At 48.9% G+C, this 13,810-nt stretch carries 12 protein-coding genes and 1 pseudogene; 6 read left to right on the top strand and 7 right to left on the bottom strand.

All coding sequences use genetic code 11. The annotated features are described in order from the left end of the window. Window positions 1–442: NAD(P)H-dependent oxidoreductase (locus tag lacNas_RS04795; protein ID WP_201346648.1), on the top strand; the 442-nt coding region annotated here is incomplete at its 5' end. 102 nt (window positions 443–544) lie between these two features. On the opposite strand, the gene lacNas_RS04790 is transcribed toward lacNas_RS04795, so the two are convergent. Further along, window positions 545–1,375, bottom strand: a complete 831-nt coding sequence (locus lacNas_RS04790; protein ID WP_201330871.1) for an SDR family oxidoreductase — start codon at window positions 1,373–1,375, stop codon at window positions 545–547. A 257-nt stretch (window positions 1,376–1,632) separates the two neighbouring features. Between lacNas_RS04790 and lacNas_RS04785 the strand changes: the two genes are divergently transcribed. Beyond that, the gene (locus tag lacNas_RS04785) at window positions 1,633–2,514 is read left to right on the top strand and encodes a LysR family transcriptional regulator (protein WP_201330870.1); all 882 of its coding nucleotides are present in this window, start codon (window positions 1,633–1,635) and stop codon (window positions 2,512–2,514) included. Between the two features lie 197 nt (window positions 2,515–2,711). On the opposite strand, the gene lacNas_RS04780 is transcribed toward lacNas_RS04785, so the two are convergent. The 4 genes and pseudogenes from lacNas_RS04780 to lacNas_RS04765 all read right to left on the bottom strand — a co-directional run bounded on the left by lacNas_RS04780 (window position 2,712) and on the right by lacNas_RS04765 (window position 5,458). Next, window positions 2,712–3,353, bottom strand: coding sequence for a tyrosine-type recombinase/integrase (locus tag lacNas_RS04780; RefSeq protein ID WP_201330869.1), 642 nt, complete (start codon window positions 3,351–3,353; stop codon window positions 2,712–2,714). Window positions 3,354–3,670: 317 nt separating this feature from the next. Further along, window positions 3,671–3,991, bottom strand: a complete 321-nt coding sequence (locus lacNas_RS04775; RefSeq protein WP_201330868.1) for a hypothetical protein — start codon at window positions 3,989–3,991, stop codon at window positions 3,671–3,673. Between the two features lie 191 nt (window positions 3,992–4,182). Further along, window positions 4,183–4,533 (bottom strand): annotated as a pseudogene (locus tag lacNas_RS04770) (AlbA family DNA-binding domain-containing protein); the annotation flags it as partial. 187 nt (window positions 4,534–4,720) lie between these two features. Beyond that, the gene (locus lacNas_RS04765) at window positions 4,721–5,458 is read right to left on the bottom strand and encodes a MerR family transcriptional regulator (RefSeq protein WP_201330866.1); all 738 of its coding nucleotides are present in this window, start codon (window positions 5,456–5,458) and stop codon (window positions 4,721–4,723) included. Window positions 5,459–5,551: 93 nt separating this feature from the next. Here lacNas_RS04765 and lacNas_RS04760 point away from each other — a divergent pair, with 93 nt between their 5' ends. Further along, on the top strand, window positions 5,552–6,889 hold the full coding sequence (locus lacNas_RS04760; protein ID WP_244660670.1) for an MATE family efflux transporter: 1,338 nt from the start codon (window positions 5,552–5,554) through the stop codon (window positions 6,887–6,889). Between the two features lie 128 nt (window positions 6,890–7,017). On the opposite strand, the gene lacNas_RS04755 is transcribed toward lacNas_RS04760, so the two are convergent. Continuing rightward, on the bottom strand, window positions 7,018–7,743 hold the full coding sequence (locus lacNas_RS04755) for a DUF554 domain-containing protein (RefSeq protein ID WP_201330865.1): 726 nt from the start codon (window positions 7,741–7,743) through the stop codon (window positions 7,018–7,020). A 230-nt stretch (window positions 7,744–7,973) separates the two neighbouring features. Between lacNas_RS04755 and lacNas_RS04750 the strand changes: the two genes are divergently transcribed. The 3 genes from lacNas_RS04750 (at window position 7,974) to carB (ending at window position 13,203) form a co-directional block, all read left to right on the top strand. Then, the gene (locus lacNas_RS04750) at window positions 7,974–8,489 is read left to right on the top strand and encodes a hypothetical protein (protein WP_201330864.1); all 516 of its coding nucleotides are present in this window, start codon (window positions 7,974–7,976) and stop codon (window positions 8,487–8,489) included. A 444-nt stretch (window positions 8,490–8,933) separates the two neighbouring features. Then, entirely contained in the window at window positions 8,934–10,010 is a 1,077-nt protein-coding gene (locus tag lacNas_RS04745; protein ID WP_201330863.1) for a carbamoyl phosphate synthase small subunit, read from the top strand. Next, window positions 10,003–13,203 carry a carbamoyl-phosphate synthase large subunit gene (gene carB, locus lacNas_RS04740; protein ID WP_201330862.1) on the top strand — a complete coding sequence of 1,067 codons (3,201 nt, stop codon included), beginning with the start codon at window positions 10,003–10,005 and terminating at the stop codon, window positions 13,201–13,203. The genes lacNas_RS04745 and carB overlap by 8 nt, the downstream gene beginning before the upstream one ends. Before the next feature lie 37 nt (window positions 13,204–13,240). On the opposite strand, the gene lacNas_RS04735 is transcribed toward carB, so the two are convergent. After that, a partial coding sequence (locus tag lacNas_RS04735) for a class I SAM-dependent methyltransferase (protein WP_201346647.1) occupies window positions 13,241–13,810 on the bottom strand: 570 nt, incomplete at its 5' end.

The following is a 13,810-nucleotide window of genomic DNA, read 5'->3' as shown; positions in this document are numbered from 1 at the left end:
TGACTTCAAAATCGACGTGGCCGCTGAACAGGCGGCGCTGGAAGCGGCCGACCGGGTTGTGCTCCAATTCCCGGTTTACTGGTACAGCAGCCCGGCCCTACTAAAACAGTGGGAAGATGACGTGCTGACTCATGGCTGGGCCTACGGCAGCAAGGGCAAAGCCTTGCATGGCAAGGAGCTGCTGGTCTGCGTTTCCGTTGGCGGCGGGCAGGAACATTACACCCGTGAAGGCCTGCATGGCTACCGGCTGGCGGAATTGCTCCGGCCCTACCAGTCAATGGCCGGCTTGACCGGCATGAAATACATCCGTCCCTTCATGACTTTCGGCGCCCGCACGATTGCCGATGAAGACCTGCAGAACCAACAGCGGCGCTATCGCGAGTTGCTGCAGACCGCGGATCCGCTTCCCGCGTACGGACTGCTTGAAACTGAGAGCAACTGATGACTATTTATTAATTCCCTACTTTATCTAGACAAAGAAGCCCCCGGGAAACTGCTGCGGCAGTCCTGGAGGCTTTTTGTCACTTTATGCTTGTTATGCTCTTTATTTTTCTGGCTTGAGCGGGCCGTAGAAGTAGCTTGAGGTGGCGCCGCCGTCGATCAAGAAGGTGGAACCAGTGATGAAGGCGCCCTTGTCGCTCATCAGCAGCTCAGCTACGTTGGCAACTTCGTCAGCAGTACCTGGCCGGCCAGCTGGGCACTTGGCGAACATGTTCTTGTAGAAGTCACCGCGTGGGCCGTTGAATTCGTCCAGGGCCAGCGGAGTGACGATGATCCCCGGGGCGATGTCGTTCAAGCGGGCACCGCGTTCGCCCCACTTGACAGATTCAGCCATGACCCGCTTTTCATTGCAGCGCTTAGCCATCTGGTAAGCGTGCAGGGTGTCGCGGATGTTTTCTGCTTGCAAAAGCGGCAGCTTCAGCAATTCTTCAGTTGGCGTGGTTGCCAGCAGTTCGTCTTCTTCTTGGCTTAGGGCCGGCATGCGCCAGCCGGACTGGCTGGAAATCGTCACGCCAACGCCGCCCTTCTTGATGACCTTGCCGACTTCTTCAAGCAAAACCGCAGTTCCGTACAAGTCGACTTTCAAGATCGTTTCAATTGAGGCTTGGCTCGGTGACACGCCGGCAGCGTTGACCAGCATGGAAATTTCGCCGTAGCTGGCTGCCTTTTCAATCAGCTGCTTGATGGATTGGCGTGAAGACAGGTCCATTTCGACTGCTTCCGCGTCAAAACCGGCTTCGTTCATCGTCTTGGCAATTGCTTCGGCATTCTTCAAGCTCTTGTCGCCGATGACGATCTTCTTGCCGTAGCCCATTCTCCGGGCAATAGCCATGCCAATTTGTCCAGCACCAGTTAAAATCATTACGTCTTTCATTTTTTTGCCTTTCTTCTCTGTAAAAATATTAATCTAATAGTTTATTGGTAGATTTGCGCGATATTTGTAGTTTGGATTTGCAATGGTTGCTTGCTTTCTCTAGAATCTGTCACCTTCTCCTTTTGGTAAAAAGCTTCTTTGCTCTAGATTTATTATTAGTATAGGCAAGTCCAGCTAATCAATCAATTCTTTATACTGTTCATATTGATAAGCTACAGTAATCGATGTATCATATAGGCAGAGAAGGAGGCAATCAAATGCTTTTTAGACAGATCGAATACCTGCAGGCTGTGGTGGAAACCGGCAGCTTTTACCAAGCAGCCGAGCGCTGCCATGTCTCGCAATCGGCTATTTCCCAGCAGATCAAGAAGCTTGAGGAAGAACTCGATGTGAAGCTGCTGGACCGGCACAACCGTACTTTTACGCTGACGCCGGCAGGGGAGCATTTTTACCGAAAAAGCCTGATCATCATGAGCGACATTGAGCAGATGAAACGGGAAACCAAACGAATCGCGGATCATGATCATGCTTCGCTGCGCATCGGCTATTACAAGGGATACAACGGCAATGAACTGACCGAAGCGGTTGCGGAATTCTCGCAAAAATACCCGACCGTGGAAGTCAGCGTCATTTCCAGAAGCCACGATGAACTATATGAAGCCATGGAGAAAAACGATATCGACCTGGCCTTGAATGACCAGCGGCGTGCTTTTTCTGATGCCTACAACAATGAAGTTCTGGCTGAAAGCCGGATATACGCCGAGATTTCCAGCCGCAACCCGCTGAGCCGGCTGGATCAGCTGGAAATTTCCGAACTGAAAAACACCGCCTGCATTCTGGTGATCAACTCCGCCGGCCGCCAGGAAGAAGAAAGATACTACGGGGAGGTCGTCGGCATCAAGGGGGACTTCTTGTTTGCGGACTCGCTTCAAGAAGCAAGAATGAAGGTTATCACCGGCCAGGGTTACCTTCCGGTTGACGTGATTGGCAGCCAGCCGCAAAGTGACAGTACTATTGCCCGGATCCCGCTGGTTAGGAACGGTGATCCTGTTAGAAAGAACTACTGTGCTTTTTGGAGAAAAGACAATTCCGGCTACTATATCGAAGACTTTGCCAAAATTCTGCAGAGCCGTTTTTAAATTAGTAAAAGAAAAAATCCTTCGGAAAAATTCGAAGGATTTTGTTTTAGCCTTTTAGTTTACATAATCATTATTATGTCTATAGAATATGCTGACTTTTTGTCAGTATTGAGAGAGCGATTCTGTTGCGCTCAAAAAGTCAGATGCGACCAGTTGCACATTTAAGCGCAAATAATCATCAATTCGAAAAAGCTTTTTTATCCTAATCGGAAAGTCTTCAGATCTTCTTCCATGCTCTCGTCTTCCAGACCAATGTAGCGCAAAGTCGTCGTCGGGCTGCTGTGGTTCAGCATCTTCTGCAGCTTGTAAAGCGCCCGGGGGTCTGGATCGCCAGCCGGGGTGGTCGCGCTCTTGATATAGTGATAGCCGAAAGTCTTGCGCAGGGTGTGCGTGCCGACAGTATTCGGATCAATTTCGCACTGCCGGGCTGCCCGCTTCAAGTCCTTGTAGAAAGACTTGCCTTCGATATGCCCCTCCCCTTTTCTGGATGGGAAAAGCCAGTCATCCGGCTTTAGATGCATCTGCGCGATGTAGTCGGCCAAATCCTGGCTGATGTTGCCAATGTAGGCATGCCGGTTCTTGTGGGTTTTGGTTTCAACCAGGTTGTACCATTCTCCGTCCTCAATATCAGCGACCTTGGCCTTGACGATATCGGAAATCCGGAGGCCAGTGTTGATGCCGAAGACAAAAATCATGGCGTTACGCAGGCCATTTCTGTTTTGCCCGGTGACAGTCCCGGTTCCGAACTGGAGCGCCCGCTTCATGGCGTTGATTTCTTTTGCTGTCTTCAGCGGCCGAATGTTTCGGCTGCTTTCTGTTTTCTTGACTTTGCGGCCCATTTTGCTGGTCAAATCCTCCCTTCGTTGAATGCGTCTTTACATTTATATTTTAACATAAAGGTGCATTGGAGCGGGAAAAATCCTAAAAAATTCGTCCTGATTAACCAGCATTCGAATGCGTAAAAATGCCTATTTCTACGCATTCGTTAAAAAGCTGCTTTTTGCCAAAAAATGCTGAGAAAAGCTCTCATTTGCGCTTAAATATTTCTCCCTGGAGACTTGTCCATTTCTTGCAAGCCAGAGTCAAAATGCAAAAAGCGGCAAATTTTAGCTTACCGCTTTTTGGCAATCTGCCGAAAAATTCAGATTAGATGATGCTAACTGATGCTTAGGCCAATAATTGCGATACAGGCGCCAACGGCCATGAAGACAATTCCAAGGCAGGCTTGTTTTTTAAGTTGGTCGCTTTTGGCCCGGTCTTTGGGGGTGGGTGAAGTCAAAGGGTATCTCTTGCGGTAGATCAAGTAGGCCAAGAGGCCCTCCCCTTTTTGTCCGCTGCTGAGAAACAAGGCGGTTCCTTTGGGATGCGGAATGCCGCGCATCTCTGCATCAAGGCGCATCAAAGCATAGATTTGGTACCAAGTATAAAAAATACCGACAAAAGTGACTGCCAGGCCAATTAAGATTAACAGGTTCATGGTTATCCCTCCTAGATTCTTTTAACAATCTGCATCAGCAAAAAGGACACGCTGACGACCACAAATAGAATTATATAGGCAGCTTGACTGACTGCGTTACGTAAAACCACTGCACCAATGACCAGCAAGAGCAGGTTGACCAGGTCAGGATAAGTTCGATTGTTCTCCCAATTGGACAGGGTCTGATGGGACAAGCGAGATAATTCTACTGAATCCACTTCAATCGAAGCACTATCATTGCGCTTGTAAGCCTTGGACTTATAAAAATACGGGGGAGTCGGTCCTTGATAAACTTTTAAAGTTATGACCTGCGAATCTTTGTCTATATTTAAATCATACTTGGGGTTGGGCTGGATCGAGTCGTTGATCTTATTTTCGATGTCCAAGCACACTCTCTCAGGATCACCTACCCCCACAACTTCTCCATCATCTTTTATTCCAAATTTAATCTCTCCGGTACCGTAATTCGCAAAAGCGCTGACCGTTTTCAAAAAAGTATTCGAAACTCGTTCCTTAAAAACTAGATTCTTAGTCTCACGCATGGTTCTCACCTCCCCATAATTATTGCAACTTGCACGTAAATGTGATAGATTTCTTTTTCAATCTTTTTTGCGCTTACTTTTACGTGTTTTTTTAGCAAAAAAAGATCGCAAATGTGATGGATTTCTTTTTTGATCTTTTTTGCACTTTTTGTTACGTACAAATGCTGCTTGCTTAGTCGCAAAGAGATCAAGACTTCAGCTTAGCCGAATACTTGATGATCACCGACCCGCCGTGGCCTAAAACAGAACTGCTGAAATCTTCTTGATAAAAAGGTGGCACTACTCCTGCCTGTTTTTGCATAAATTCCAGAGCGCGTGGCCCGTTGGCTGCCACCTGTTCATTGTCCAGTTCCTGGTAAAAATAGGCATAGTTGCCTGCTGCCTTGAGAAAATTGCCTTCTCCTTCACTGACCACCTTGAAAAAGCGGCTGATCGTTGCTTGGGCAAAATCATCAGTCATCACCCCGTAGCGAGGGCCAAAGCTGATCGGATTCAGCGAGACGCCCCGCCTAAAGGGACTTACCTCGAGATATTCCTCAGGGCAGCTTTCAATGGCCAGATTCTGGCAGCCAAGTTGCTCAAAATCAACAATCCGCTTGTCAAAAAAGAGCAGGCTGCTTTTGATCCGCCTTAGCTGATTCAAGGCGTCTTCAACGGCATCCTGCTGTTTGAGCAGGTAGCTGCGGCGGTCCTGCAGTTTGGTCAAGGCAAAAAAGCGGCCAACTTCCTCCAGGCTGCTGCCCAGTTTTTCCAACAGGCGAATGGTCGCTACCTGGTCCACTTGCTCCAGCCGGTAGTAGCGGTAGCTATTATCTTTGACAACTGCCGGCTTCAAAAGTCCCTTTGCTTCATATAAATAGAGCGCCTTTTTGCTGACAGCGCACATTTTGGCGAAATCGCCAGTCTTGATCAAATTCTCGTCCATCGAATTTTCCTTTCAAAAAATTCTCCAGCCCTTGACTATGCCCCTAGGGCATAGTTTACCCTAAAGGTAAGAAATTTGAAAGCAGGTGCAGAGATGACAAGTGAATTAAGAAGAAAAGTCTGGAGCTTCAGTCTGCCAATGATCTGTGAACTGGTCGTACAGCAGCTCTACAGCGTGATTGATATGGCAATCATCGGCCGCTATCTTGGAGCCAGACAGCTTGGGGCCGTCGGCAACGCGGCCAGCGTGATCATGCTCTTTCTGGTGGTTTCGGGCGGTTTTGAGATGTCGGTTGACGTCACGGTTTCCCGCCTTTTGGGCGCAGGCAAGTACAAGGAAAAGGCAGCGATGGCCCGCGACACGCTTTTCATCAGCGCGATCAGCGGCTTGATCCTGGTGGTGATTGCCTGGATTTCCCTGCCGGCTCTCTACAAGGCGATCTCCCTGCCGGAAAACATGATGGGGGATGCCCTTCTGTATGGCCGGGTCTACCTTTTTGCCCTGCCGATCATTTATATTTACGATGTTGGCCGGGCCATCCTCATTTCCAATGAGCGGGCTAAAATTTCCTTTTACCTGTTGGCTGCCTCCAGTGGTCTGAACCTGATCTTGAACCTGCTGTTCATTCTGGTCCTGCACCTGGGCGTTTTGGGCTCAGCTCTCGGGACGGTTCTGGCCCAAGGTTTGATGATGCTGGTGACTCTCTGGCTGTTAGCCAAGATGGACCAGCAGGAAAAAGAACCGGTATCCCTCAAGCCGGACCTCTCTTTTGACAAGTTCAAGCTGATCATGCACATTGCCCTGCCGACGATCGTCCAGCAGTTTGCCGTCACTTTCGGCGCCACCTTGGTCCAGGCCTGGGTCAACCCCTTTGGCCAGGAAGCCATCCTGGGCTATGTGGCCATCGTCAAAGTCATGAACCTGGCAACCATCGTTCTGGTCGGTTTTGCCCAAACTTTGACCCTGATGACTGCCCAGCTTTTAGCAGCGAAAAAGTACTCAGCCGTCAGAGCCGTCTACCGTTACTGCAGCAAGGTTTCCCTGATCTACTGGCTGCTCAGCTCCGTTTTGATGGTTCTGGCCAGCCGCGAATTGGCCGGTCTCTTCTTTGATCCGGTACAAAACCAGGCAGCTTATGACTTCTTCAAGGTCTACCTGCTGGCTTTCGTCGGCATTCAATTGCTTTCTGTTTTCAAGTTCTTGAACGAGGGCCTGCTCAGAAGCATGTTTTTAATGAAAGAATACCTCTACTGCAACCTCGGGGAACTGGGCCTCAAGCTGGCGGTCAACTGGCTGCTGCTTGCTCCTTTAGGAACGAATTCCTTCTGGAGTTCCCAACTGGGCACCAGACTCCTTTGCGTTTTAGGCTCGACCATTTTGATCTTAAAAGAACTGCAGCGGTTGGAAGCAGAAGAAAAAGCCGGCGTTTAAGCCGGCTTTTTTATTTGCAATGATCAGATTTTACCGCGCCAGGCGGTCAATCTTTTCCTGGTGGATGCCGCTGGAAACGTGATAGCCAAGTTTTTGCAGATCAGCAAGCATTTGGTCACACTTGATCATCAGCCAATTACAGGAATAAAAGCAAAAATCCAAGCGACGACTAAGGCCGGTAAAAAGTTGGCAACCCGGACTTTTTTGCCCCAAAGCAGGTTGCCCCCGACGCAGAAAATCAAGACTGAGCCAACTAAAGAAATGTTAGCTAAGGCGGCAGTCGTCATAACTGGTTTGATATAATGAGCCAGCAGGGTCAAGCTCCCCTGCAATAGGCCGACTGACACAAAGGAAAAAATGCATCCCTTTCCTTCAGCGCTGGTCATCACCATGACGATGACAAAGTCGAGAATCGATTTAGCGATCAAGGTATCTGGCTTATGATAAATCCCGTCATTGATGGAGCCAACGATCGCCATAGCGCCAATGCACACAACCAGGGATGCATCAACAAAAGCCGTGGTAAAGGCCGGGTCCTTGCTGTTGCCTGTCTTGTGCTTGAGGAAGTGGCCAAAAGATTCAAAGTAGGCCTCAATGTTGAGTAATTCCCCCAGCAAACCGCCAATTGCCAGGGATAAAATCATCATCAAACTGGACCCGCTGGTCAGCTGGCCATTTTTCACCTGCAGCATTTTTTCAATTGCACCTGCGATCCCTAAAAACATGGTCCCCAGCCCGCAGGCGACCATTAATGTTTCCTGCACCCTGGCCTTGAGCAGGTGGCCAAAGTTCAGGCCTAGAAGACCGCCGCAGATGATGGCGGTGACGTTGATTACAGTTCCGATTCCTGGCATGTGTTTCACCTCAGTCAAAAGTATAGCATAGGAAAAGGCTGCTTTTTAATCTAAATATTATTTAAATAATGCTTAATCTTTTTGAGTAGATCTTTGAAGTGAGTTAGTTATAGTTAAGATGCTTAACTGTATTTATATGTAAATATATTATTGACTCATAATGCTCACATGACTATAATCAGAGATGGTGTTTCTAATCTAATATTTCAATATATGAACGGAGAGCTAAGATGAAAAAGAAGTTAATTACTTTCTTGTTGAGTCTGGGTTTGGTGCTTAGCTTTGGATTGTTATCCAATTCAAGCAATGCTGAAGCAGCAGCTTATGGTGGAAAATTGTATACCACTCCAAAAGCATTACGAGGAACCTGGTACTTTGCAAAGGCTGGAAAAGCCGATTATTCCGGCATGCCAACTCAATATCAGCACTTGTACAAAAAGATCAAGATTACTGCTCATACAATTACGTTTACCAAGCGTAAAAGAGCCGGTTTGTCTGGACGTTATACTTTTTACAAGAGCACTAAGAAAACTTTTAAGAAAATGACTCCAGCAAAAATGGAAGCAGCAGAGAAATATGCTACCAAACACAAATGGCTTAATCCGTATGATAGTGGTAAAAGCCACCTTCAATTTTCTGAAACATGGTTGCACATTTTCCAAAGCTCAAATAGTGGCGAGTTATCCGTATCAAAGGGACGCTTAATTTTGGGAAACGCATATTCAAAAGACTATTTTGTTAAATAGAAATAATCCATCATGATTTTAAACGAAACATAGTGGAAAACCCCACCAAGAACTAGCTTATGTCATTCGACATAGGCTAGTTTTGTTTCCTCACGCTATTTTCTTAAATATGCATCCTTCCACTTTTGAAAAAGCGAATATTCGTGATTATCCAGGCAAATCTTGCTTTCGCCTAGTTAAATCAACGATCGCCAACTAAATGCATATAAAATATACGCTTTTATTAATGAAAATTAAGAAAACTACTTGCAACAGTTGCATCTATCCTTTATACTATTGAAAAAACAGAAAGGAAGCAGCAAAAATGACCGCATTTATTAACGTTAACCCTAATATCTGCACAGCTTCATTCGCTGTTTCTTTTCTCTTTTTTCAATTTATTTATATTTCATAGCTTAGACATGTCACTTGCTGATATGTCTTTTTTATAGGAGTCAAAAATCAATGAAAGCGCGTTTAATACTGGAAGATGGGCACGTTTTTGAAGGCGAAAGCTTCGGCGCTGTCCATGATGTCATCAGCGAATTCGTCTTTAACACGGCGATGACCGGGTACGTTGAGGTCTTGACCGACCCTTCCTACGCCGGACAAAGCGTAGTCATGACCTATCCCCTGATCGGCAACTACGGCGTTCCTCTGGATGACCAGGAATCAGCCCACCCGTTTGTCGAAGCCTTTGTAGTAAGCGAGCTTTCCCGCCTGGGATCCAATTTCCGGATGAACATGAGCCTGAACGACTACATGATTGAAAACAACATCCCCGGCATTCAAGGCGTTGATACCCGCGCCATTACCCGCATTCTGCGTAAAGAAGGCTGCATGAACGGCATGATCACCACTAAGGATTATGAAGTCAGCGAAGTAATCGACCAGATCAAGGCCTACCGGATTCATGACGTCGTCGAAAAATGCACCTGCGTTGAACCCTATCACGTTGGCCAAGGCAAATACGAAGTCGCCCTGTATGACTTCGGTGCCAAGCGCAATATCGCCAGAGAACTGGCCAAGCGGGACTGCCATGTGACGGTCTTGCCGGCCGACACCCCGGCCAAATACGTTCTGGAGCAAGGCTTTGATGGCGTCATGCTGTCAAACGGGCCAGGTGATCCGAGCGAATGCACGGAAATCATTGACCAGCTGAAGCTCCTTTCTGCGTCCGGCATCCCGATTTTTGCCATCTGCCTGGGCCACCAGCTTTTGGCCTTAGCCCATGGCTTTGAGACGGAAAAAATGGTTTACGGCCACCACGGCAGCAACCACCCGGTCAAAGATTTGACGACCGGCCGGGTTTACATCTCGACGCAAAACCACAACTACGTGATCAAGGAAGACACGATCGATCCAAGCAAGGCCAAGGTCTGGTTCAAGAACGTCAACGACAAGACCATCGAAGGCCTGGAATACCTGCATGAAAACATCAAGTCCGTCCAGTTCCACCCGGAAGCCTGCGGCGGCCCGCATGACACGGAATACCTCTTTGACAGTTTTATTGAAATGATGGGAGAACACAAGAATGCCTAAGCGCAATGACATCAAAAAAGTTTTAGTGATTGGTTCAGGCCCGATCATCATCGGCCAGGCAGCTGAATTCGACTATGCCGGCACCCAGGCCTGCCGGGCCCTCAGAGAAGAAGGCATCGAAGTTGTCCTGATCAACTCCAACCCAGCCACAATCATGACCGACGGGGACATGGCTGACCACGTGTACATCGAGCCCTTGACTGTTCCCGTCGTCAAGCAACTGATTGAAAAGGAAAAGCCCGATGCCATTCTGCCGACCATGGGCGGGCAAAACGCCTTGAACATCGCCATGGCTTTGGCTGATGAAGGCTTCTTGGAAAAGCACAATGTCAAGACGATCGGTACGGACACTGACACGATCAAGATGGCTGAAGACCGGCTGGAATTCAAGAACTTGATGGAAAGAATCGGTGAACCGGTTGCCAAGTCAGTTGTTGTCAACTACGTTGAAGATGCCATCGCTTTTGCCAAGAAAATCGGCTACCCGGTCGTTGTCCGCCCGGCCTACACTTTGGGCGGTACTGGCGGCGGGATCGCCCACAACGAACAAGAACTGCATGAAATCTGTTCTAATGGCCTCCGCCTTTCCCGAGTTACTGAATGTTTGATTGAACAATCAATCGCCGGCTGGAAGGAAGTTGAATACGAAGTTATGCGCGATGGTGCTGGCAACTGCATCACCGTCTGCAACATGGAAAACATGGACCCGGTCGGCGTCCACACCGGTGACAGTATCGTGGTCGCGCCATCTCAAACCTTGTCAGACAAGGACTACCAGATGCTCCGGTCTTCTGCCCTCAACATCATCACGGCCTTGAACATCAAGGGCGGCTGCAATGTCCAGTTTGCCCTCAACCCAGATTCCTTTGAATACTGCGTCATCGAAGTCAACCCGCGGGTTTCCCGGTCCTCTGCCCTGGCTTCAAAAGCTACCGGCTACCCGATCGCTAAACTCGCCACCAAGATTGCCCTTGGCTACACCCTGGACGAAATCGTCAATGCCGTAACTGGCAAGACCTACGCTTCTTACGAACCAACCCTTGACTACATCGTCTGCAAGATTCCTAAGTGGCCTTTTGACAAGTTCTACGATGCCTCCCGCAAGTTGGGCACCCAAATGAAGGCAACCGGGGAAGTCATGGCTATCTGCAACAACTTCGAAGGCGCCTTCATGAAGGCCCTCCGGTCTTTGGAACAAGACAGCTACTACCTTTATAATGAAGAAATTGCCCAGCTGTCAGCCGATGAACTCCGCAAAGACCTGCGCAAGATTGACGACAAGCGGGCCTTCAGAATCGCTGAAGCCTTGAGAAAGGGTGTCTCCATCCGGGAAATCCATGCTATTACCAAGATCGATGTCTGGTTCATTGACAAGATCAAGCACCTGGTTGAAATTGAAGACCGGCTGAAGACTGAAGAACTGACACCAGACCTTTTGAAACTGGCCAAGCACAGCGAATTCCCAGACAAGGTGATTGCACAGCTTTCCGGCAAGAGCCAAGAAGAGGTCTACTACCTTAGAAAGGGCTTGAACATTACGGCTGCCTTTAAGACAGTTGACACCTGCGCGGCAGAATTTGATGCCGAGACGCCATACTTCTACAGCGTTTACGGCGGCGAGCACGAGATCCAGCCAGACCGGTCTAAGAAAAAGGTGATCGTCTTCGGCTCCGGCCCAATCAGAATCGGCCAAGGGATCGAGTTTGACTACTGCTGCGTCCACAGCGTCTGGGCCTTAAAGGAAGCCGGCTACGAAACCATCATCGTCAACAACAACCCGGAAACCGTCTCAACTGACTTTGACATTGCCGACCGGCTCTATTTTGAGCCTTTGACGGCTGAAGACGTACAGAGCATCATTGAGCTTGAGCAGCCAGACGGGGCCATCGTCCAATTCGGCGGACAAACCGCTATCAAGCTGTCCCAAGATCTGATCAAGATGGGCGTGCCGATTCTGGGCACTTCGGCTGACAGCGTCGACGCAGCTGAAGACCGGGAAAGATTCGACGAAATTTTGGAAAAATGCCAGATTGACCGGCCAAAGGGCCACACCGTCTTTACGGCTGAAGAGGCTTTAAAGGCTGCTAACTCTCTCGGCTATCCTGTTCTGGTCCGCCCTTCCTATGTCTTAGGCGGTGCCGGCATGGAAATTGCCTTAAACGACGGCGACCTCAAGCGCTTCATCGACCACATTACCTCCCAGTTCAACATTGAAGATCACCCGATTTTGATCGACAAGTACCTGGCCGGCAAGGAATGTGAAGTTGACGCCATCTGCGATGACGAAGGCATCTTGATTCCTGGGATCATGGAACACGTTGAAAGAGCTGGTGTCCACTCTGGTGACTCTATCTCCATCTACCCGCCGCAAAAGATCTCCCAGGAGATGAAAGACCGGATCGTTGAATACTCCAAGCGCCTGGCCAAGGCCTTGAAGGTGAAGGGGTTGATGAACATCCAGTTTATCGTTTACGAAAACGAAGTCTACGTGATCGAAGTCAACCCGCGCTCTTCCAGAACGATTCCTTACATTTCCAAGGTAACCGGGATTCCGCTGGTTGACGTGGCCACCAACGTCATCATCGGCAAGTCCATCAAGGAACAAGGCTATGACTACGGCTTGGCACCAGAAAAGAAGACGGTTGCCGTCAAGATGCCAGTCTTCTCCTTTGAAAAGATTACTGGGGCGGAAATTGCCCTGGGACCAGAAATGAAGTCAACTGGTGAAGTTCTGGGGATTTCTGAAGATGTTGAAGAAGCCATGTACAAGGCCTTTATGGGTACTGGCCTGGACCTGCCTAAGCACAAGAAGGTCATCTGCACGGTCAAGGATTCAGCTAAGGAAGAATTTTTGCCAATTGCCAAGGAATACCACGACTTCGGCTACGACTTGTATGCAACCCAAGGCACTTATGACTTCCTTCAGAGTCACGGCATCCCTGCCCGCCTGGTCAACCGGATCAATGACAAGGAGAATACCATCTTTGACTTGATCTTGACGGAAACGGTCGACCTGGTCATCGACATCCCAACCAGAAACAACAACTTGAAGGACGGCTTCTTGATCCGCCGCTTTGCCGTAGAAGCCGGCGTGCCGATCTACACCTCCCTTGATACGGCGCGTGCCTTGATCCACGCCCTGGAAGCCAAGCACGACAACAAAATCTCCTTGGTCGACATCACTGAATTGTAGAAAAAAGCCACCAAGCTTGTCCGCTTGGTGGCTTTTGCTATTTAACGCTTCTGGTCGCGATAAAAGTTGGGATGTTCAGTTCATGCAGACGGCCTTCGCCATTGGTATCTTCGTAGAGATTGGTCAAGGTGAAGCCGGCTTCCAGCTGACCGCCGATCTGCTCATCCAGAGTATGGGAGAACTGGACCCCTGAGTCGTCTTTTTCCAGCTGCTTCATCTGGTCCGGATTTTTCAATGGGTTGAAAGGCAAAGAATTGACGACGTATTTTTCCTCTTCGCCGTCAAACAGGTAGTTGATGCCGTTGTCCAGACCCACCAATAAAACGCCGCCTTTTTTCAAAATCCGGTAGCATTCTTTCCAGATCGGCTTGACTTCTTCCACGTAGCAATTGGCAACTGGCTGGATGATCATGTCAAAGCTTTCGTCAGCAAAAGGAAGCGGCTGAGTCATGTCGGCTTTGACGATGTCGATATCGTAGCCTTCTCGCTCTGCAACCAATCGCTCGCTTTCCAGCTGCTGGTCAGAATAGTCCAGCACCGTGCATTTTGCCCCCAAGGCAGTCAGGATCGGCATCTGCTGGCCGCCGCCACTGGCCAGGCCAAGAAC

Source organism: Lactobacillus nasalidis (genome assembly GCF_016587775.1).
Taxonomy (GTDB): Bacteria; Bacillota; Bacilli; order Lactobacillales; family Lactobacillaceae; genus Lactobacillus; species Lactobacillus nasalidis.
Note: the sequence above shows the minus strand (reverse complement) of the source record. Positions and strands in the feature narration are given on the sequence as shown.

What these genes read in the sequence shown, in the direction of transcription:
- lacNas_RS04790 (WP_201330871.1), bottom strand. Translation starts at nt 1,375, where the DNA reads ATGAAAGACGTAATGATTTTAACTGGTGCTGGACAAATTGGCATGGCT.
- lacNas_RS04785 (WP_201330870.1), top strand. Translation starts at nt 1,633, where the DNA reads ATGCTTTTTAGACAGATCGAATACCTGCAGGCTGTGGTGGAAACCGGC.
- lacNas_RS04780 (WP_201330869.1), bottom strand. Translation starts at nt 3,353, where the DNA reads ATGGGCCGCAAAGTCAAGAAAACAGAAAGCAGCCGAAACATTCGGCCG.
- lacNas_RS04775 (WP_201330868.1), bottom strand. Translation starts at nt 3,991, where the DNA reads ATGAACCTGTTAATCTTAATTGGCCTGGCAGTCACTTTTGTCGGTATT.
- lacNas_RS04765 (WP_201330866.1), bottom strand. Translation starts at nt 5,458, where the DNA reads ATGGACGAGAATTTGATCAAGACTGGCGATTTCGCCAAAATGTGCGCT.
- lacNas_RS04760 (WP_244660670.1), top strand. Translation starts at nt 5,552, where the DNA reads ATGACAAGTGAATTAAGAAGAAAAGTCTGGAGCTTCAGTCTGCCAATG.
- lacNas_RS04755 (WP_201330865.1), bottom strand. Translation starts at nt 7,743, where the DNA reads ATGCCAGGAATCGGAACTGTAATCAACGTCACCGCCATCATCTGCGGC.
- lacNas_RS04750 (WP_201330864.1), top strand. Translation starts at nt 7,974, where the DNA reads ATGAAAAAGAAGTTAATTACTTTCTTGTTGAGTCTGGGTTTGGTGCTT.
- lacNas_RS04745 (WP_201330863.1), top strand. Translation starts at nt 8,934, where the DNA reads ATGAAAGCGCGTTTAATACTGGAAGATGGGCACGTTTTTGAAGGCGAA.
- carB (WP_201330862.1), top strand. Translation starts at nt 10,003, where the DNA reads ATGCCTAAGCGCAATGACATCAAAAAAGTTTTAGTGATTGGTTCAGGC.